Origin of the sequence: Nonomuraea sp. NPDC049269 (assembly GCF_043197155.1) — a bacterium.
In the GTDB taxonomy this organism is placed as follows: domain Bacteria; phylum Actinomycetota; class Actinomycetes; order Streptosporangiales; family Streptosporangiaceae; genus Nonomuraea.
In genome coordinates this window covers 913,564-932,222 of sequence record NZ_JBICSO010000003.1, presented here as the reverse complement: position 1 = coordinate 932,222, position 18,659 = coordinate 913,564, and the positions used below count along the sequence as shown (strand labels likewise).

The 18,659-nt window shown below is 69.9% G+C and carries 18 protein-coding genes; 12 read left to right on the top strand and 6 right to left on the bottom strand.

The annotated features are described in order from the left end of the window. Positions 1–160 precede the first annotated feature (160 nt). Both ACGFNP_RS21870 and ACGFNP_RS21865 read left to right on the top strand, forming a co-directional pair. Positions 161–1,078 (top strand): DUF3068 domain-containing protein, encoded by a 918-nt coding sequence (locus tag ACGFNP_RS21870; RefSeq protein ID WP_358339904.1) that lies wholly within the window; start codon positions 161–163, stop codon positions 1,076–1,078. Between the two features lie 125 nt (positions 1,079–1,203). Next, complete coding sequence (locus ACGFNP_RS21865) at positions 1,204–2,310, top strand: nitronate monooxygenase family protein (protein ID WP_358043368.1); 1,107 nt, start codon at positions 1,204–1,206, stop codon at positions 2,308–2,310. A 53-nt stretch (positions 2,311–2,363) separates the two neighbouring features. Here the strand turns inward: ACGFNP_RS21865 and ACGFNP_RS21860 are convergent, their stop codons facing one another. Continuing rightward, positions 2,364–3,173 carry a crotonase/enoyl-CoA hydratase family protein gene (locus ACGFNP_RS21860; protein WP_393321253.1) on the bottom strand — a complete coding sequence of 270 codons (810 nt, stop codon included), beginning with the start codon at positions 3,171–3,173 and terminating at the stop codon, positions 2,364–2,366. 192 nt (positions 3,174–3,365) lie between these two features. Here ACGFNP_RS21860 and ACGFNP_RS21855 point away from each other — a divergent pair, with 192 nt between their 5' ends. Genes ACGFNP_RS21855 through ACGFNP_RS21835 form a run of 5 tightly spaced genes read left to right on the top strand, consistent with a single transcriptional unit; the run spans position 3,366 to position 9,559 of the window. Beyond that, positions 3,366–4,916 (top strand): acyl-CoA synthetase, encoded by a 1,551-nt coding sequence (locus tag ACGFNP_RS21855; RefSeq protein ID WP_393321250.1) that lies wholly within the window; start codon positions 3,366–3,368, stop codon positions 4,914–4,916. Beyond that, positions 4,906–5,802 (top strand): Zn-ribbon domain-containing OB-fold protein, encoded by an 897-nt coding sequence (locus ACGFNP_RS21850; RefSeq protein WP_393321247.1) that lies wholly within the window; start codon positions 4,906–4,908, stop codon positions 5,800–5,802. The genes ACGFNP_RS21855 and ACGFNP_RS21850 overlap by 11 nt, the downstream gene beginning before the upstream one ends. Further along, entirely contained in the window at positions 5,802–6,821 is a 1,020-nt protein-coding gene (locus ACGFNP_RS21845; RefSeq protein WP_393321244.1) for a thiolase domain-containing protein, read from the top strand. The genes ACGFNP_RS21850 and ACGFNP_RS21845 overlap by 1 nt, the downstream gene beginning before the upstream one ends. 3 nt (positions 6,822–6,824) lie before the next feature. Next, the gene (locus ACGFNP_RS21840; RefSeq protein ID WP_358339900.1) at positions 6,825–7,973 is read left to right on the top strand and encodes a thiolase domain-containing protein; all 1,149 of its coding nucleotides are present in this window, start codon (positions 6,825–6,827) and stop codon (positions 7,971–7,973) included. Then, on the top strand, positions 7,973–9,559 hold the full coding sequence (locus tag ACGFNP_RS21835; RefSeq protein WP_393321241.1) for an acyl-CoA synthetase: 1,587 nt from the start codon (positions 7,973–7,975) through the stop codon (positions 9,557–9,559). Before ACGFNP_RS21840 ends, ACGFNP_RS21835 begins: the two co-directional genes overlap by 1 nt. Before the next feature lie 31 nt (positions 9,560–9,590). Here ACGFNP_RS21835 and ACGFNP_RS21830 read toward each other — a convergent pair whose 3' ends face one another. The 3 genes from ACGFNP_RS21830 to ACGFNP_RS21820 form a co-directional block, all read right to left on the bottom strand. After that, complete coding sequence (locus ACGFNP_RS21830; RefSeq protein WP_393321238.1) at positions 9,591–12,557, bottom strand: hypothetical protein; 2,967 nt, start codon at positions 12,555–12,557, stop codon at positions 9,591–9,593. A 100-nt stretch (positions 12,558–12,657) separates the two neighbouring features. After that, a complete protein-coding gene (locus tag ACGFNP_RS21825) occupies positions 12,658–13,284 on the bottom strand; it encodes a LysE family translocator (RefSeq protein ID WP_358339897.1) in 627 nt (208 codons plus the stop codon). A gap of 58 nt (positions 13,285–13,342) precedes the next feature. After that, the gene (locus ACGFNP_RS21820; protein ID WP_358339896.1) at positions 13,343–14,203 is read right to left on the bottom strand and encodes a LysR family transcriptional regulator; all 861 of its coding nucleotides are present in this window, start codon (positions 14,201–14,203) and stop codon (positions 13,343–13,345) included. A 99-nt stretch (positions 14,204–14,302) separates the two neighbouring features. On the opposite strand from ACGFNP_RS21820, the gene ACGFNP_RS21815 reads away from it, so the two are divergent. Then, complete coding sequence (locus ACGFNP_RS21815) at positions 14,303–14,824, top strand: cysteine dioxygenase family protein (RefSeq protein WP_358339895.1); 522 nt, start codon at positions 14,303–14,305, stop codon at positions 14,822–14,824. Here the strand turns inward: ACGFNP_RS21815 and ACGFNP_RS21810 are convergent. Next, positions 14,803–15,453 (bottom strand): alpha/beta hydrolase, encoded by a 651-nt coding sequence (locus ACGFNP_RS21810; protein WP_358339894.1) that lies wholly within the window; start codon positions 15,451–15,453, stop codon positions 14,803–14,805. The two genes, ACGFNP_RS21815 and ACGFNP_RS21810, sit on opposite strands and share 22 nt — an antisense overlap. A gap of 95 nt (positions 15,454–15,548) precedes the next feature. Between ACGFNP_RS21810 and ACGFNP_RS21805 the strand changes: the two genes are divergently transcribed. The 4 genes from ACGFNP_RS21805 to ACGFNP_RS21790 all read left to right on the top strand — a co-directional run bounded on the left by ACGFNP_RS21805 (position 15,549) and on the right by ACGFNP_RS21790 (position 18,141). Continuing rightward, a complete protein-coding gene (locus tag ACGFNP_RS21805; protein ID WP_393321233.1) occupies positions 15,549–16,058 on the top strand; it encodes a pyridoxamine 5'-phosphate oxidase family protein in 510 nt (169 codons plus the stop codon). A gap of 53 nt (positions 16,059–16,111) precedes the next feature. After that, the gene (locus ACGFNP_RS21800) at positions 16,112–16,654 is read left to right on the top strand and encodes a helix-turn-helix domain-containing protein (RefSeq protein WP_358339892.1); all 543 of its coding nucleotides are present in this window, start codon (positions 16,112–16,114) and stop codon (positions 16,652–16,654) included. A gap of 104 nt (positions 16,655–16,758) precedes the next feature. Further along, a complete protein-coding gene (locus tag ACGFNP_RS21795; protein ID WP_358339891.1) occupies positions 16,759–17,475 on the top strand; it encodes a sulfotransferase family protein in 717 nt (238 codons plus the stop codon). Positions 17,476–17,544: 69 nt separating this feature from the next. Further along, the gene (locus ACGFNP_RS21790) at positions 17,545–18,141 is read left to right on the top strand and encodes a TetR family transcriptional regulator (RefSeq protein ID WP_358339890.1); all 597 of its coding nucleotides are present in this window, start codon (positions 17,545–17,547) and stop codon (positions 18,139–18,141) included. Here ACGFNP_RS21790 and ACGFNP_RS21785 read toward each other — a convergent pair. Next, positions 18,115–18,657 (bottom strand): hypothetical protein, encoded by a 543-nt coding sequence (locus ACGFNP_RS21785; RefSeq protein WP_358339889.1) that lies wholly within the window; start codon positions 18,655–18,657, stop codon positions 18,115–18,117. The two genes, ACGFNP_RS21790 and ACGFNP_RS21785, sit on opposite strands and share 27 nt — an antisense overlap. Between the last annotated feature and the right edge of the window lie 2 nt (positions 18,658–18,659).

Here is an 18,659-nt window from a genome sequence, read left to right as displayed (position 1 = left end):
GAACCTGTTCCGATTCGTTATGCGGATGTAGCTGCAGCGATCTGTCATCAAATGCTACTTTCCAGTAGCGATCATGTTGCGGGTGTATCACACCCGCGGTTGATGTCCGGGGGGACAAGTAACCGGTTCTCGTATCCCTCGACCGCCAGGAGGATCCAGAATGCGACGCACACCTGTACTCGTTCTCGTTGCCGTCGGGGCATTTCTGGTGGTACTCGCGGGCATGGTCCGCTTCTGGGCGGCGGACAAGATCATCGCTGCTCCCGCGGCCCAGTACAGCGTCACCAAGCTGCAGGCTCCGGGTGCCCAGTACTTCTCCATCGCCGACGGCAAGGTGCTGACCGCGGACCTCAGCATGCTCGTCACCACCCGTGGCGACGTCAAGGAGGCCACGGACAACCGGGTGGTCTGGGACCAGTTCACCGTGGTGGACGACGTCACCAACCACAAGCCGCAGATCAGCTTGTCGGAGCGGCGCAGCGCCTTCGACCGGCGCACCGGGGTGGGCGTCAACTGCTGCGGGGTCAGCGTCGACAAGGAGCCGGTGAAGCTGGAGGGGCAGATCTACCTGTTCCCGTTCGGCGTCGAGAAGAAGACCTACAAGGTCTTCAACCAGACGGCCAAGCAGGCCTTCGACACGACCTTCGTCGGTGAGGACACCGTCAACGGGCTGCCGGTCTACAAGTTCCAGCAGAACATCCCGGCCACGAAGGTCGCCACGCTGACCGCCCCCGGCTCGATGTTCGGCGTGACCCAGTCGGGCGACATCCAGCTCGACCGCTGGTACGAGGGCACCGACACCTACTGGGTCGAGCCCAACAGCGGCGCCCCGGTCAAGCAGGAAGTGCGGCGCAACGAGACGCTCAAGACCCAGGACGGCGTCGAGCGTGCCAAGGCCCTTGTCGCCACCGCCTCGTTCACCCCGCAGACCATCACCGAGATGGTGCGCACCGCGACCGACGCCAAGAACCAGATCGCGCTGCTGAAGACCACGATCCCGATCGTCCTGCTGGTGCTCGGGCTGGTCGCGCTGGCCGTCGCGGTCATCCTCGGCCGCCGTCGCCGCGAGAGCGAGTAGCCGGTAACGCGTAAGAGGGCGCCCCCGATCAACGGGGGCGCCCTCGTTCGTTTATGCGACCGACGAAAAGTTCTAGTACTAGAACGCGTTGCAGTTTCTTCGCCGCCGGTCGTATTGTCGGGCCCATGCGGACACGTGTGACGGACATGTTCGGAATCGAGCTCCCGATCTTCGCCTTCAGCCACTGCCGGGACGTGGTCGCCGCGGTCAGCAAGGCCGGCGGCATGGGCGTACTGGGAGCCCTCTACTTCACCCCCGAAGAGCTCGAAATGGAGCTCAAATGGATCGACGACCACGTAGACGGCCACCCGTACGGCGTCGACGTGGTCATGCCCGCCTCCTACGAGGGCGCCGACTTCGCGCCCGAGGAGCTGGTGGGCCGCCTGCAGACGATGATTCCCGAAGGTCACCGGAAGTTCGTCGAGGAGCTCCTGGCCGGACACGGCGTTCCCGCCCTGTCGTCGGACGCCGACGCGGGCAAGGTCCTGCTCGGCTGGACGGACGCCACCGCCCGTCCGCAGGTGGAGGTGGCGCTGCGGCACCCGATCGCCCTGCTGGCCAACGCGCTGGGCCCGCCGCCGGCGGACGTGGTGGAGCTGGCCCACTCGCACGGCGTCAAGGTCGCCGCCCTCGCCTCCACCCCGCGCCACGCGCTCAAGCAGGTCGAGGTCGGCGTGGACGTCGTGGTGGCGCAGGGCACGGAGGCCGGCGGGCACACCGGCGAGATCTCCACCATGGTGCTGATCCCTCAGGTGGTGGACGCGGTGGACGTACCCGTCCTGGCGGCGGGCGGCATCGGCAACGGCCGCCAGATGGCCGCCGGCATGGCTCTGGGCGCCGAGGGCGTCTGGACCGGCTCGCTGTGGCTCACGGTCGAGGAGGCCGACACGCCCGAGATGGCCAAGCAGCGCATCCTGGCGGCCACCTCGCGCGACACCGTCCGCTCCCGCAGCTGGACGGGCAAGCCGGCCAGGCTGCTCAAGAACGAGTGGACGGACGCCTGGGAGTCGCAGGAGTCACCGGGGACGCTGCCGATGCCGCTGCAGTTCATGCTGGTGTCGGACGCGCTGCGCCGCATCGGCCGCTCGGACGCCGCCGAACTGGCCACCTTCCCCGCCGGCCAGATCATCGGCATCATGAACCAGGTGCGGTCCACACGCGACGTCATGTACGCGCTGATGGAGGAGTACGCGGAGGCCATGGAACGGCTCGGCCGCATCACCGGGGACTGATGATCGTCCGCGAGGTAGCGGGCGCGATCCCGCTACCTCGCACGCCCTCGCGCTCAGTGGCCCTTGTAGACGGCGGGCCGCTTCTCCTTGAAGGCGCGGGCGCCCTCGCGGGCGTCCTGGGAGCCGATCACCGGCCAGCCGATCTCGTCCGACACCTTGAGCGCCTCCGGCTCCGACAGGTCGAGCGTCTCCCGGTACGTACGCAGGATCGCCTGCACGGCGAGCGGGCCCGAGGCGGCGATGTCGTCCGCGATCTCCCGCGCCACCGTCAGCGCCTGCCCATCCGGTACGACCCGATTGACCAGCCCCATGGACAGGGCCTCCGCCGCGGTGACGGCGCGGCCGGTGAGCAGCAGGTCCATGGCGTGGCAGTAGGCGATCTGCCGGGGCAGGCGGATCGCGCTGCCGCCCATGGGGAACAGCGCCCGCTTGGCCTCGAACAGGCCGAGCGTCGACGACTCCGCCACCACCCGCAGATCGGTGCCGACCAGCAGCTCGGTGCCGCCCGCGACCGCGTAGCCCTCGACCGCCGACACGATCGGCTTGGTCGGCAGGTCCTCGCGGAGCAGGCCCTTCCAGTGGAAGTTGGGGATCTGGGCGGCGCGGGCCTGCACCTCGGTGTCCGTCGAAGGCTGTCCCATGGCCTTGAGGTCGGCGCCGGCGCAGAAGGTGCCCGCCGCGCCCGTGAGGATGGCGGCCCTGACCTCCGCCTCGGCCGACACATATGCCCAGGCCGAGGCCAGGCCGATCAGCATGTCGGAGGAGAGCGCGTTACGGGCCTCCGGCCGGTTCATGGTGACGATCACGACATGGCCGTCGCGTTCCACCTGGCAGTGGGGGGTGCTGATCGGCAGGAGCTCCACGGACGCCTCCAGGTAACGAATCAAGCGCTTGTTAGGCAGCGATCCTACCGCGTGGAGAGCGGGCGGACGAAGATGGCGGCAGGACCACGATCAAGCGCTTGCTACAGCCTGGACGCCGGGATACGCTGCCCAGGCAAAACGAGAACAAGTTCTTGTTTATCGGGGCCTCGGACCACCTGAAGAGGAGTTTCGATGGGCACGCTCGGTTTCTGGCGGCTGGCGCAGGCGGATCCGGACTGGATCGCGTCCGTCGATCCCGACGGTACGGAACACCGTGCGGGCGACCTGCTGGCCCGGTCGAACCGGCTGGTGCACGGCCTGCGCGAGCTCGGGCTGAAGCCGGGAGACGGCATCTGCGGCCTCGTGCCGAACGGTGTGGACGGGCTCGTCCTCTACCTGGCCGCGTTACAGGCCGGCTGGTACTACACACCGATCAACTGGCACCTGACCGGACCCGAGATCGCCTACATCGTGGCCGACAGCGAGGCCCAGGCGTTCTTCGTGGACGCCAGGTACGCGGTCGAGGGAGTCAGGGGCGCCGAGGCCATCGCGGCCGAGCGGCGCTTCGCCGTACAGGATGCTGATATTCCGGGGTTCAGGCGGATCAGTGAGCTGACCGACGGGCAGCCGGACACCGCGCCGCCCGACCGTACGGCCGGGCTGACCATGCACTACACCTCGGGCACGACCGGCAAGCCCAAGGGCGTCCGGCGGCCACTGAACGGGCTCGACCCGGACGACGCAGCCGAGATGCTGTCGTTCCTGCCGGGTCTGTTCGGCATCACCCGGGGCCGGCCGAACGCGCACCTGATCACCTCGCCGAACTACCACACCGCCGTCACGCAGTTCGGCGGCACGGCCCTGCACATGGGCCACACGCTCGTCTACATGGACAAGTGGGACGCCGAGGAGATGCTCCGCCTCTGCGAGAAGTACCAGGTCACGAACTCGCACATGGTGCCCACGCACTTCAAGCGGCTCCTGGCACTGCCCGAGGAGACCCGCCACAAGTACGACCTGTCCTCGCTCAAGTGGATGATCCACGCGGCCGCCCCTTGTCCGGTGCCGGTGAAGTGGGCGATGTTCGAGTGGTGGGGCGACTGCGTCTACGAGTACTACGCGGCCACCGAGGGCGGCGGCACCCTGGCCACGCCGGAGGGCTGGAAGGCGCACCCGGGCACGGTCGGCTCGGCCTGGCCGATCAGCGAGCTGCTCATCGTGGACGACGCGGGCGAACCCGTGCCGACCCGGACCCCCGGGACGATCTACATGAAGATGCTCGGCACCGGGTTCGTGTACAAGGGCGACCCCGACAAGACCGCCGCGAACCGGCTCAAGGAGTACTTCACTGTCGGCGACATCGGTTACCTGGACGAGGACGGCTTCCTCTACCTGTGCGACCGCAAGGCCGACATGATCATCTCGGGCGGCGCGAACATCTACCCCGCCGAGATCGAGAACGAGATCATGATCCACCCCAAGGTCGCGGACGTGGCGGTGTTCGGCATCCCGGACGACGACTGGGGCGAGCAGATCAAGGCCATCGTCGAGCCCGCGCCGGGTTCGGCGCCGGGCCCCGAGCTCGCGGCCGAGATCCTCGCCTCGCTGGAAGGCCGCCTGGCCCGGATGAAGTGGCCCAGGTCGATCGACTTCATCGAAGAGATGCCCCGCGAGCCCAACGGCAAGCTGCTCAAACGCAAACTCCGCGCACCTTTCTGGGAGGGACACGACCGTGCCATCTGAACCGCTGGTGGCGGAGCACGTACTGGAGTTCCCCGGCGGATACATGCGCACGACCGGGCCGGTGATCGGGCGGTTCCTGACCGAGCTGCGCGGCGGCCGGATCGTCGGCGTGCGGACCGCCGAGGGCAAGGTGCTGGTGCCGCCGCTGGAGTACGACCCCGCGAGCGGCGAGGCGGTCACGGACGAGTTCGTCGAGGTCGGGCCCGCCGGGACGGTGACCGCGTGGGCGTGGGTGGCCGAGCCGCGCGACAACCACCCGCTCGACCGGCCGTTCGCCTGGGCGATGATCAAGCTCGACGGCGCCGACACCGCGCTGGTGCACGCGGTCGACGCGGGCAACGCCAAGGCGCTGGAGATCGGCGCCCGCGTGTGGCCTGTCTGGCGGAACGAGCGCACCGGTCACATCAGCGACATCTCTTACTTCGCGCCGGAAGTCACGAAGATCGTGTCCAACGTGCGGGCCGACTACCGGCTGCAGGTGGGCGGCGGGCTCCTGACCTTCCTGGAAGGCGTCGAGCGCGGTGTGTTCCTCGGCGGCCGGTGTCCCACCTGCGACAAGGTGTACGTCCCGTACCGCGTCTTCTGTCCCCAATGCGGCGGCCCGATCGGCGACCAGCTCGAAGTGCCCGACACCGGCACGATCACCACGTACGCCATCAACAACCTGCCCGACCCGCGTGCCCCCGAAGTGCCCTTCGTGTCGGCGTACATCCTGCTCGACGGGGCGGACATCCCTATGATCGCGCTCGTCGGCGGCGTCCCGGCGCACGAGGTGCGGCAGGGCATGCGGGTCAAGGCCGAATGGGTGCCCGAGGACGAGCGGACGAAGTCGATGGCCAACGTCCGATGGTTCGCCCCCACCGGCGAGCCGGATGTGGAGCTCTGATGCGTGAAGTAGCCGTTGTCGCGTTCGCCCAGACCCGCCACACCGACCATGACGGCGGCCTGAGCGAACCCGAGCTCATCCTGCCCGTCATCAACGAGGTCAAGGAGCTGACCGGGCTGAAGAGGTTCGGCTTCACCTGCTCGGGTAGCTGCGACTACCTCGCGGGCGCGCCGTTCTCGTTCGTCTCCGCGCTCGACGCGCTCGGCGCCTGGCCGCCGATCTCCGAAAGCCACGTGGAGATGGACGCTGCCTGGGCGCTGTACGAGGCGTGGGTACGCCTCCAGCACGGCGACGTCGACTCCGCCCTGGTGTACGGCTTCGGCAAGTCGTCACTCGGTGACCTGCGCAAGATCATGACGCTTCAGCTGGATCCCTACTACCTGGCGCCGCTCGGTCTCGACCAGCTCTCCTTCGCCGCCCTGCAGGCCAGCGCCGCCGGCGCCGACCGGAAAGAGCTCGACGAGATCGTCCGGCGCAGCCGGGCCGACGGCCGGGCCAACCCGTACGCGTTCGACCTGCCCGAGGACGTCACCGACGAGTACGCGGTCGAGCCGATCAGGAAATCGGACGTCGCCCCCATCACGGACGGCGCGGCGGCGATCGTCCTGGCGGCCGGGGACCTGGCCAGGGAGCTGTGCGCCAGACCCGCGTACATCAGGGGCATCGCGCATCGGATAGAGCCGCATTACCTGGGTATGCGGGACCTGGCCCGGTCGGCCTCCGCGGCCGATGCCGCTCGTGCCGCGGGGGTCGGCAAGGGTCCCGTCGAGGTGGCCGAGCTGCACACCCAGTTCGCCCACGAGGAGCCGATCCTGCGCCAGGCGCTGGAGCTCCCCGAGGGCACGGTGATCAACCCGTCCGGCGGCCCGCTCGCCGCCAACCCGGTCATGGCCACCGGCCTCATCCGCATCGGCGAGGCGGCCCGGCGCATCCACGACGGCACGGCCGCCCGCACGGTCGGCCACGCGGCCGGCGGCCCCTGCCTGCAGCACAACCTTGTGACCGTCCTGGAGGCATGAGAAATGGGCAACAGGTGTGCCGTGATAGGCGTCGGCCAGACGTACTACACGACCAAGCGCAGGGACGTGTCGATCGCCGGACTGGTCCGCGAGGCGGCCGTCAGGGCGCTGGACGACGCCGGGCTGACGTTCAAGGACATCGACGCGGTCGTCATCGGCAAGGCGCCCGACCTGTTCGAGGGCGTGATGATGCCCGAGGCGTACCTGGCCGACGCGCTCGGCGCGGCCGGGAAGCCGATGATGCGCGTGCACACCGCGGGCAGCGTCGGCGGCTCCACGGCCCTGGTCGGCGCGAGCCTCGTCCAGGGCGGCGTGCACGATCGGGTGCTGGTCGTGGCGTTCGAGAAGCAGTCGGAGTCCAACGCCACCTGGGCGCTCTCCACCCACCTGCCGTTCAGCGCGTCGCTGGTGGTCGGGGCCGGCGGCTACTTCGCGCCGCACATCCGGGAGTACATCCGCCGAACCGGCGCGCCCGAGCACATCGGCACTCTGGTGGCGGTCAAGGACCGGCTGAACGCCCTCAAGAACCCCTACGCCCACCTGAAGATCCCCGGCATCGACCGGCGGATGGTCGAGTCGACGCCGATGCTGTGGGAGCCGATCCGCTACCTGGACACCTGCCCATCCAGCGACGGCGCCTGCGCCATGGTCCTGTCGTCGGAGTCGGCCGTCACCGGCACCCCCGCCTGGCTGCACGGTACGGCCATGAGGTCCGAGCCGATCTTCCGCGCCGGGCGCGACACGGTCAGCCCGGAGGCGGGCAAGGACTGCGCCGCCGACGTCTACCGGCAGGCGGGCATCACCGACCCGCGCCGCCAGATCGACGTGGCCGAGGTGTACGTGCCGTTCTCCTGGTACGAGCCGATGTGGCTGGAGAACCTGGGCTTCGCGGCAGAAGGCGAGGGCTGGAAGCTCACCGAATCGGGAGCCACCGCCCTCGACGGCGACATCCCGTGGAACGCCTCCGGCGGGGTGCTGTCCAGCAACCCCATCGGGGCGTCGGGACTGATCAGGTTCGCCGAGGCCGCGCTCCAGGTGCGCGGCATGGCGGGGGAGCACCAGGTGGACGGCGCCCGGCTGGCGCTCGGCCACGCGTATGGCGGGGGAGCCCAGTTCTTCGCGATGTGGATCGTCGGACGGGAGAAGCCCTGATGGAGTTCAACCACGCTGACCTGTTCGAGGGGATCGCGGACGCGATCGGCGACCGGGTGGCCGTCGTCTGCGACAACGAGCGCCGCACCTACGCCGAACTGGACGCCGAGGCCAACCGGATCGCCCACTACCTTCTGGAGCTCGGCATCCAGCCCGGCCAGCACGTCGGGCTGCACCTGTACAACAGCATCGAGTACATCGCCGGGCTGCTCGCCGCGCTGAAGATCCGCGCAGTGCCGATCAACGTCAACTACCGCTACGTCGAGTCCGAACTGCTCTACCTCTACCGGGACTCCGACATCCGGGCGCTGATCTACGATGTGGAGTTCGACGCGCGGGTGTCGGCGGTCATGGGCGGGGCGCCGCTGCTGAAGCACCTGATCTCGGTCGGCGGCCAGTCGTCCGTCGCGACCGCTGTGCCGTACACCGAGGCTCTGAAGCGCGGCGCGCCCTCGCGCGGCTTCGAGCCGCGCTCCGGGCAGGACGTCTACATCATCTACACCGGCGGTACGACCGGCATGCCCAAGGGCGCGATGTGGCACGTCGAAGACCTGTTCATGGCCTTCGGCGGCGGCAACCCGTACGGCGATCCGCTCCCGACGCCGCAGGCGGTGGTCGACCAGGCGGCCCAGAAGGAGCCCATGGTAATGATGGCGGCCGCGCCGCTGATGCACGGGGCCGCGCAGATGGGCACGTTCATCAGCTGGTGGATGGGCTCGACCGTGGTCTACGTGCGCCGGTTCGAGGCCGACACGGTGTGGCGGGCGGTCGGGCGCGAACGCGTGGCCACGATCAGCATCACCGGCGACGCCATGGCCAGGCCCATGGCGGAGGCGATGGAGCGAGGCGACTACGACGTGTCCTCGCTCATCGTGATCAGCTCGACCGGGGCCATCCTCACCGGAGCCGTGCGCGACCGGCTCCAGCGGGCCCTGCCCAACATCATGATCCTGGACAACTTCGGCTCCACGGAGTCCGGCTTCACCGCCTCGGGCGTGGCGGGCTCCTCGCCCGAGAGTGGGCTGCGCTACCAGCCGAACGCCACAGCCGGGCTCGCCGTGCTCGACGAGAAGCTGCGGCCCGTCGAGCCGGGCTCAGGCGAGCTGGGGACGGTGGCCAAGTCGGGGCGGGTCGCCTTCGGCTACTACAACGACCCGGAGAAGACCGCCCGTACGGTCGTCACCGACGCCGAGGGCACCCGGTGGCTGCTGACCGGCGACCTGGCCAGCGTTGACGCCGACGGCACCGTGAACGTGTTCGGGCGCGGGTCGCAGTGCATCAACACCGGTGGCGAGAAGGTGTTCCCCGAAGAGGTGGAGGCGGTGCTCAAGGGGCATGAGGCGGTCTTCGACGCGGTGGTGACCGGGGTACCGGACGAGCGGTGGGGCAACCGGGTGGCGGCCGTGATCGAGGCGCGCGAGGGGGCCGGGGTGACGGCGGACGAACTGGACGCGCACTGCCGACAGCACTTATCGGGGTACAAGGTGCCTCGTACGTATGTGTTCGTGGACGAGATGGTCCGCTCACCGGCGGGCAAGGCCGACTACCGGTGGGCCCGCACACAGGCGGAATCCGCCGGCGCGTAACCCGCTCGTGTAGGGGGCGTGGATCGCTGGGTCAGCGGCTCGTGTAGTGGCGTAGGTCGGCTTCGACCTGGGCCGCTTCGTCGGCTTGGCCCGTCTGCTTCAGCAGCTCCAGCCTGCCGCGCAGGACGTCGCCCAGCATGGCGCCCAGATCCCCGTCGCCGGTGCTGTCACGGGTCAGCAGCAGCCCGCGTAACAACCGCTCGGCCGTGCGCAGCGCGTCCTCCGCCGCCTCGTGATGGCCCAGCCCCGTCCGGCAGAAGCCGAGCTGGGCGTGGGCCACGGCGCTGAGCAGGTCGTCCTCGATCACCTGGGTGCCCCGATGCAGCACGACGCTGGCCTCCAGCGCCCGCCCCGCCGCGATCAGCGCGTCCCCGAGCATGAGCATCCCCCTGGCCAGCTGACCCTTCAGAACCGGGTCGCCGGCCGCGAAACGCTCCAGCGCCGCCACCGCCTCACCCAGCGGCCGCACCGACTCGGCGTGCCTGTTCTGCAGGGCGAGGGCGGCGCCCAGCGACAGCCCCGCCAGGGCCCGCCCGGTATGCGCACCGGCCGCGTCGCTCCCCTCCGCAAGCAGCCCGTCGTAGACGGCGACGGCCTCCCTGGCCCTGGCCTCCGCCTCGGGCCGGCCGTCCGCCAGCAGGCCGTCCACCAGCACCGTCTCCGCCTCGGCCGCCAGGAGTAGCCGGGCCGGGGTGGGCGGGAGCTGCTGGAAGGTGTTCACGGCCTGGGTCAGGTGGGCCATGGCCTCCTGTTTCCTGCCGTACCCGTGCGACACCATGCCCCGCACCTGAGCGGCCCTCGCCTGGATCGGCAGCATCCGCGCCCCGGAGGGACCTGGCAGGGCTCGGTCCTGCTCGGCCTGTGACCAGGCGATGGCCTCCAGCGCGTCGCGTGGCCGATCGAGCGCGGCCAGTGTCGCGCCCAGCACCGCGTACGTCATGGCCGCGACGACCGGCTCGTCCAGCTCGTCACAGAGATCGGCGGCCCGCTCGACCTGAGCCAGAGCTTCAACGGTCCGATGCCGCCCGAGCAACGCACTGGCGTGGAGACACAGGGACCGCACCAGCATGCCGCGTTCTTCGTCCTCAACGGCGTCGCCCAGCAGGTCGATGGCCTGCTCGACGGACGCCGTCCCGGGCCGCCCCAACTCGTACTCCAGATCGCCCAGCATCCCCAGCGCGAGGCCGAGCCGACCCCGATACCGATCGGGATGGACCGCGGCCAACCCCCGGAACACCCGAACGCCCAACTCCGCCACGGCCACTTCGCTGTCACCCACCGCCACGGCTCCACGGACGAACACGCCGAGGCACTCACTCAGGGATTCGTGTAGTTCAGCCCACTCCAGCTCACCGGCGGTCATCTCAAGCGCCTCGACAGCGGAGACCAGATACGGCACAGCCTCCTCGAACCGCCCGAAAGGGGTGGCGGCGAAGATTTCGGCCGCCTCCGCCGAAGCCGCCTGGGCCTCGCTCACTCTGCCCGCTGCGACCAGCCACGCCGCCACCTCGGCCAGGGCACCGGCCAGGGCGATCCGGTCGCCGCCGGCACGCAGGTGCTCGACCCGGAGTTCGGCCAGCGTCGCCTCCAAAGCGCACCCTCCCACGGGCCGCTCCAGGCGGCGGGCCCCCGGATTCCCCTCCTGTCGTAACCTCAGCGCGGCCGCCGCAGCCCCTGTCTCCGGGTCTCCGCGCAGCAACCGGAGCACGGCATCAAGCCGGTCACCGAGCCGCGGGGACGGGTCGTCCGCAGTCTCCGCCAGCAGCTCGCCGAGCCGACCGGTGACCAGCGACCGCAGCGCCGACCGTACGGCGGGCCGCCCGCTCGACAGCCGTAAGACGTCCAGCATCCTCACCAGGTGCCCGACGGTCCTGGCGGGATGGTCGTACACGGCCGGCACCAGTGCGGCGAGGCCCTCGGTCTCGGCCAGGAGCTGCTCGGCCACGACCTCCGGCCCCAGAGGTGCCAGCCTCGTGCCCTCAGCACTGTGAGGCGCCGACGTAGTGCCTCCAAGAAGAGATTCCCCTGAGGAGGTGCCTGGGAAAAGCCTGGTCAGCCAGTCGCCCAGGGCCAGTCCGCGGTCATGTGCCTGGGGCACCGCCGACAGCAGTTCGTGCAGCTCTTCGCGGGTGGGCGTGGTGAGCGTGACCAGGGCCACCGCCTGCCGGGCCGTCGCGGCGTCCACCGGCTCGTGCCCGTCCGGCCATACCGTCATCCACTGTTCCAGCTCGTACATCAGGAACCGGCTGACCAACTCCCCGTCCGCCGCGACGTCGTCCCCACGCAGCCGCATCAAGGCGGCAAGCTGTAAGCGCAGCGGATCGTCATACCCCGGATCGCCGACCTCGGGCAGCACCGCCCGGGGCGGTGCGAACGCCCGTATCGCCGCCGCCGCGTGCGCGGCACGCTCGGCGGCCGTCAGCGGACGGCGGCCGAGCTGAACGGTGATGGTGTTCAGCCCCTCTGACAAGGCCATGGCCAGGCGTCGCCACCATTCGCCGTCGGTGGATTCGCGGGTGAGCAGCAGGATCCTGACCCGGGGACGGTGCTGCCGGGCGGCCAGGTGCCGGACGAGCTGGCCGATGGCCGTCGCCGACGGTTCCGGGTGGTCGAGGGCGAGGAGGGTGGGGCGGAGTATGCCGAGGCCGGTGGCGCGGTGCGGGTCAGGGAGGAAACCGGCGTCCCATCCGGCCTCGGCGAGCTCGGTGCAGAGTTCGCCGGCCAGCCGGGTCTTGCCCGTGCCGCCCGCGCCCGTCAGCACCGCGATCGACAGGGGGCTCGGGTCGTGGGCCCAGGTTCGCAGGGCCGCCCGTTCCTCGTCGCGGCCCAGGAAGGGGACGACCGCGTGGTCCGGCGTCAGCAGCGGCCAGTCGGGGCAGTCGGGCGGCAGCGGTTCGCGGGCGGGCAGCAGCAGGCTCGACAGGGGGAGCAGGCCGTCGTGACCTGCGTGGACCTCGACGACGTACTCGGCCCCGAGGCAGTGCGGTGGCCTGTCCATGGGGTCCGCCTAGTCGCTACGTCCCGATGTGTCGTCCTCGACGAGGGTGCCACCACTATCCCATCAGGGATCGTTCCCGGGCAGGAGATTGCCCGGCTTGCTAAGCCTTCTCGCCCGTGAGCAAGGCCGCCAGGCCGAGGTAGACGAGGCCGCTGCCGATGTCGAGGCGGCGCCGCGCCCGCGTGGAGCGGCGGACCCGGCCGGCCAGGGCGGAGGAGAGCAGGGCGTACGTGCCGTCGGTGGTCATGCCGAGTGCCATCCACAGCAGCCCGAGCACCAGGATCTGCGGCGCGATCGGACCCACCGCCGGGTCCGTGAACTGCGGTAGGAACGCCAGGAAGAAGATGGCCGTCTTGGGGTTGAGCACGTTGACCACGAACCCCTCCCAGAACATCCGCCGCCTGGAGTGCACCTCCACCTCGGCCACCTCCTCGGCGGGAGCCCGGCTCATCAGCTTGCGCACCCCGAGCCAGACCAGGTAGGCGACGCCTCCGTACTTGATCACGGTGAACGCCGTGGCCGAGGCGGCCACCAGCGCGCTGATGCCCAGCGCCGCGGCGACCACGTGCACCACCGAGCCCGCGTGGACGCCGAGCACCGAGACCAGGCCGGCCGACCTGCCTTGCGCGACGCTCCTGGTGACGATGAACAGGACCGCGGGACCCGGCACCAGGAGGAGGGCGAGAGTGGCCGCGCAGAAGAGAGCTAGCGTCGCGAAATCCGGCATGTCGCTCATAGTAGGCGTACGACCCTCAGCGCGGTCAAAGGGGTTTCCGCGCGACGGCTCAGACGCTCTCCAGCAGGGCGGACAGCAGCGCCTCGGTCGCCGGCGGGTGGGGCGGGTCGCCGTAGATCGCCGCGTACACATGCCTGGTGGACCCCGGGATCGCGGCCACCTCCACGTCCGGGTGCCGGTGCGCGGAGAGCGCCAGCCCGGGCAGCACGGTCAGCCCCATGCCCGCCGCCACCAGCGCCTGCACGGCCACGATGTCGTCGCTGGTGAAGGAGATGCGCGGCTCGAACCCGGCCTTGGCGCAGAGATCGAGCAGATGACTGCGACACCGGTCACACCCGGCGATCCAGGAATCACCGGCATGTGATCCCAGCTCCCCGGAGACGGTAGAAGACACCAGATAGCTGGGGTCGTCGAGCAGGTGGATCATCTGGATCCCCGGGTCCTCGGGCGCCGTGTCGTCGTAACGGAAGATCACCGCCACCTCCACCCGTCCCGCCCGCAGCAGCCGGAGCGCCTCCGGCGGCTCGGTCTCCGTGAGCTGCAGCCGCAGTCCGGGGTGCGAAGCCTCCAGCCGGATGGCCGCCTTGGGGATGAACGTGCCCAGCGCGGACGGGAACGCCGCCAGCCGGGCCCGCCCCGAACGGAGCCCCACGTGCGCGGCGAGCTCGTCGGAGGTGGCGTCGAGGCGCCCGATGATGTCGGCCGCCCGCGAGGCGAGCAGCTTGCCGGCCTCCGTCAGCCGGATGCCGCGCCCCACGCGCTGCACGAGCTTGGCCCCGGTCTCGGCTTCGAGGCGCGCCAGGTGGTGGCTGACCGACGGCTGCGAGTAGTGCAGCTCCTTGGCGGCGGCGGTGAGCGAGCCCCTGCGCGCGACGGCGACCAGCACGCGGAGCCGTACGACATCGAGCATTCATCAAGCATATCTATTGATGAGCCAGAAGACTTCTGTTGGACCTATGGATCGGAACGTAGCACCGTAGGAAGGGAGAGCGACCTTCAAGGAGACGCCATGGAAACGGTCCTGATCCGGCCGGGGCTCGACGACCTCGTGTCGGACATCAGCGACATCACCGCCCGGGGCCTCGCCCCGCGGGAGACCGCGTTCGCGGTGGCGGATCTGCTCCGGCCCCGGCTGTCCGGGCTCGACCTGCTGACGCCGGCGGAACGAGCGGGATCGCCCGACACGTACGTGTCCCAGGCGCTGTACGCGAGCGATGACTTCTCCGTCGTGGCGGTCGTGTGGCGGCCCGGCCAGTTCACGGTGATTCACGATCACGTGTCGTGGTGCGCGTTCGGCGTGATCAGCGGGATCGAGCACGAGACGCTCTACCGGGACATGGGGGATCACCTGCTGGAGATCGGGCAGGCCGCCAACCTGCCGGGCGAGGCGAGCGGGTTCGCGCCACCCGGTGACATCCACAAGGTGATCAACGTGAGTGACGAGGTCGGGGTGTCCGTGCACGTGTACGGTGCCGACGTGCGCCGGCTCGGCAGCAGTGTGCGCCGGGTCTACGACCTGCCCGTCAGGTAGTCCTCCAGGCGATCCGCCAGCTCCTTCGGGCGGGCCAGCATGGGGGCGTGGCTGCCGTCCATCTCGTCGGGCGTGATGCCGAGCCGTACCCGGACCACCTCGCGCATGAAGCCGGCCTCGTGCCAGCGGTCGTCGCGGCACAGCAGGAACCTCGTCGGCACGTCCGGCCACTCGTCCAGCGGCCACGGCTCGCGCATGGCCTTGTCGGTGTGCTCCCTGCTCCGGGTCATCGCCTCGGCGGCGAGCTCGGCGGGCACGTCGTGCATGAACTGCCCGATCGGGTCGTCGATGTCGCGCTTGCCGAAGCCGGTGTTCGCCCACCAGTCGGCCGGGCGCTCGCCGGGAGCCGGGATCATGGCGGTCAGCATCACCAGCAGGTCGACCTTGACGCGGTCGCAGACGAGCGGGCCGATGAAACCGCCCCAGGAATGGGCCACCACGACCAGGTCGCGGCGGTCGCCGATGGCCTCGACCACGGTCGCGGCGTAGTCGCGCAGTCCCGCGGACTCGTCCTCCACGGGCAGGTCGACGGCCACCACGTCATGGCCCCTGCCGCGCAGCTCGGCGTCGAGCAGGTGCCAGTCCCAGGCGCTGCCACCACCACCGTGGATCAGTACAAAGGTCGTCATGTCTGTATGGACCAGTCGGCGACGGAAAACTCATCGATGAGTTTCCCGCACCCGGGAAGTCTGTATCCATGTCCGCCCATCAAGGAGAAGCGATCATGGAACCGATCACCGAACTGGACGCCAGATACAGCGCCGAGGGTGCCACCGCGACCGGGTGGGCCGAGGCGCGCGACACTCTGGAGCGGGCCGAGACGTTCTGGCTCGCCACCGTCCGCCCCGACGGCAGCCCGCACGTCACGACCCTGCTGGCCGTCTGGCAGGACGGCGCGCTCTGCTTCTGCACCGGCGCGGGCGAGCAGAAGGCCCGCAACCTGGAGTCCAACCAGTGCTGCACGCTCACGACCGGCACGAACTCCCTGGAGGAGGGCCTGGACGTGGTCGTGGAGGGGGCCGCGGAGCGGGTCACCGACTCCGGCTGGCTCAAGCGGCTCGCCGACGCCTACGAGGTCAAGTACGGCAGTGACTGGCGCTTCGAGGTCGGCGACGACGCCTTCCTGAACTCGGGCGGCGACCGGGCACTGGTGTTCGCGGTGACCCCGGCCAAGGCGTTCGGCTTCCGCAAGGGCCACTTCAGCCAGACCCGCTGGCGCTTCCGGCCACGCTGAGCCGGGCTTCCAGCAGCCGCACTGGGGCTTCCCGCACGGCTAGGCTGAGCCGTATGCCCGCACAGCGCCCCAGGCGGGCGGACGCGCGCCGCAACCACGACGCGGTGCTGGCCGCGGCCAGGAAACTGTTCGCCGAGCGCGGCGTGGACGCGCCGCTCGACGACGTCGCCCGCCTCGCCGGGGTCGGCAACGCCACCATGTACCGGCACTTCCCCACCCGCCAGGACCTGATCATCGCCGTGTACGCCGACGAGGTGACAGAGCTGTGCGAGGGGGGCGAGGCCCTGCTGGCAGCCGATTCGCCGGGCGACGCGCTGCACGAGTGGCTGGGCGCCTTCGTCGAGCACGTCGCCGGCAAGCGCGACCTGGCGCTGGCCATCCCGAAAGACGGCTCGGCGCTGTTCGGCAAGTGGCACGAGAAGATGCTGGCCACCGCGTCGGCCCTGCTCACCAGGGCACAGGACGCGGGCGAGGTCCGCGCCGACCTGACCGTCCGCGAGCTGATGACCCTCGCCAACGCGATCGCCCTGACCGGCACGGGCCAGTCCGCCCGGCTGCTCGACCTGCTCAGGTACGGAACGGTCGGCAAGCACTGAACGGGCCGTAGCGGGAAAAACTGTACACTTGTTGAGATCTCGCAAAGGGTCCTTTACTCTCGGCCAGAGGCGCGCGTCAGCCGCTGGAAACGGGAGGCACGGAAATGCTGAAAGTGATCGGCGCGGGGTTCCCGCGTACCGGAACCAGCTCGATGAAGGCCGCGCTGGAGCGGCTCGGATTCGGCCCCTGCTACCACATGTACGAGGTCCTGACCCATCCCGAACACGTCGACCGGTGGGCGGCCGTCGCCTCTGGCGAGTCGCAGGACTGGGACCAGGTGTTCGACGGCTACCAGTCGGCGCAGGACTGGCCGGCCAGTGGCTTCTGGCGCGAGCAGGCGGCGGCCTATCCCGACGCCAAGGTCATCCTGACCGTCCGCGACCCCCAGCGCTGGTACGTCAGCATGCAGAACCTCCTCGCCAACGGCCCCCGCCGGCTGCAGACCATGGACCCGTCGCAGCTGCCACCGGTCGCGGCCACGATCTTCGCCTCGATGCGGAGGATGGGCCCGGTGATGAGCAGGATCGGGCAGGACACCTTCGGCCAGGACTGGACTTTCGAAGGAGGTCTGCCCCCCGAGGAGATCGCCATCGAGGCCTACCACCGCCACGTGGCCACCGTCCAGGCGAGCCTGCCCGCCGGCCGGCTCCTGGTGTTCGACGTACGCGAGGGGTGGGCGCCGCTGTGCGAGTTCCTGGACGTCGAGGTCCCCGCCGATGAGCCGTTCCCGCACCTCAACGACTCCGAGTCGATGCAGCGCATGCTTGACGGAATGATGGCCGGCGACGGCCTCCACTCGCCCTTCGGCCAGAGCCGCTAGGTCGATCGCCGCCTCCCGCCTGGCCTTCCGCTCCCAGTACCATCGGAGGCCAGCAGGAGGTGGAGCTCGATGGCAACCGGTAAGACCGCCCCTGACCAGGTGTGCGAGCCCGAGAGCAAGGGTCGGCGCACCCGCCGCCGGATCCTGGAGGCCGCCCGCCGCAGCTTCGGCGAACTCGGCTACGAACGCGCCACCATCCGCGCGATCGCGGCGGAGGCCGACGTCGACAAGTCCTCGGTCATCCAGTACTTCGGCACCAAGCAGCAACTGTTCCGCGAGTCCCTCGACTTCGGCATCGACATCGACTCGCTGACCACCGACGACCCGGGCCGCTCCGCCGAGAACTACCTGCGCGCCATGCTCGAACGCTGGGCCGCCGCCTCCGACAGCCCGATGGCCGTGCTCCTGCGCACCAGCATGACCAGCGAGGAAGCCGCCCAGATGCTGCGCGAGCACGTGACCTCGGTGGCGATCGACCGGATCGCGCCCGGGATCCACGGGCCGGACGCCCGCCTGCGGGCCGCGCTGGCCGGCGCGGTGATGTTCGGCATCACCGTCCACCGCCACCTGCTCCGGATGCCCGACCTGGCCGAGGCCGACCTCGACGACGTCCTCCGCCTGGCCGTACCCCTCATCCGCTCACTCCTCGACGCCGACACCGACTGACCGCGGATCCCGGGACAGGTCGGGCCGGTGCCGGCGGATCCGGTCGCCCATCGGACCGTCCTCCCACAGCGGGTCGACGACGCCAAGCGGGATGCCCAGTCTCGGTAGCCCGGTGACCGGATCGACCGGCAGCCGATCCAGATGGGATATCAACCAGCCGGGGGCGCGGGGAGAAATCTCGTATTCGCCCCAGCCGACCACACCGACACATTTCCTGGTTCCGGTCCGGATATGAGTTCCGTCGGCCCTGATGACCGTGCGAGGGCTAGGTACCCGGCTGTCCACGACATCGATGCCCTCAATGTGCCGCCAGGCCAGACGCACGCGTGACCCGTACGCGTCTTCCATCTCCACACCTTGAGCCGAGAAGCGTACGACCGTGTCAGCGGCCAACTGCCAGTATCTGGCCAGCCGCACGCCAACGGCGATCATCGTGGCCGCGGCGGCTATGACCCCCACCTCGATATCAGAGCCCGGGATGGACCTCAGCAGCAGAAATACCGGGATCAGCAGCACGA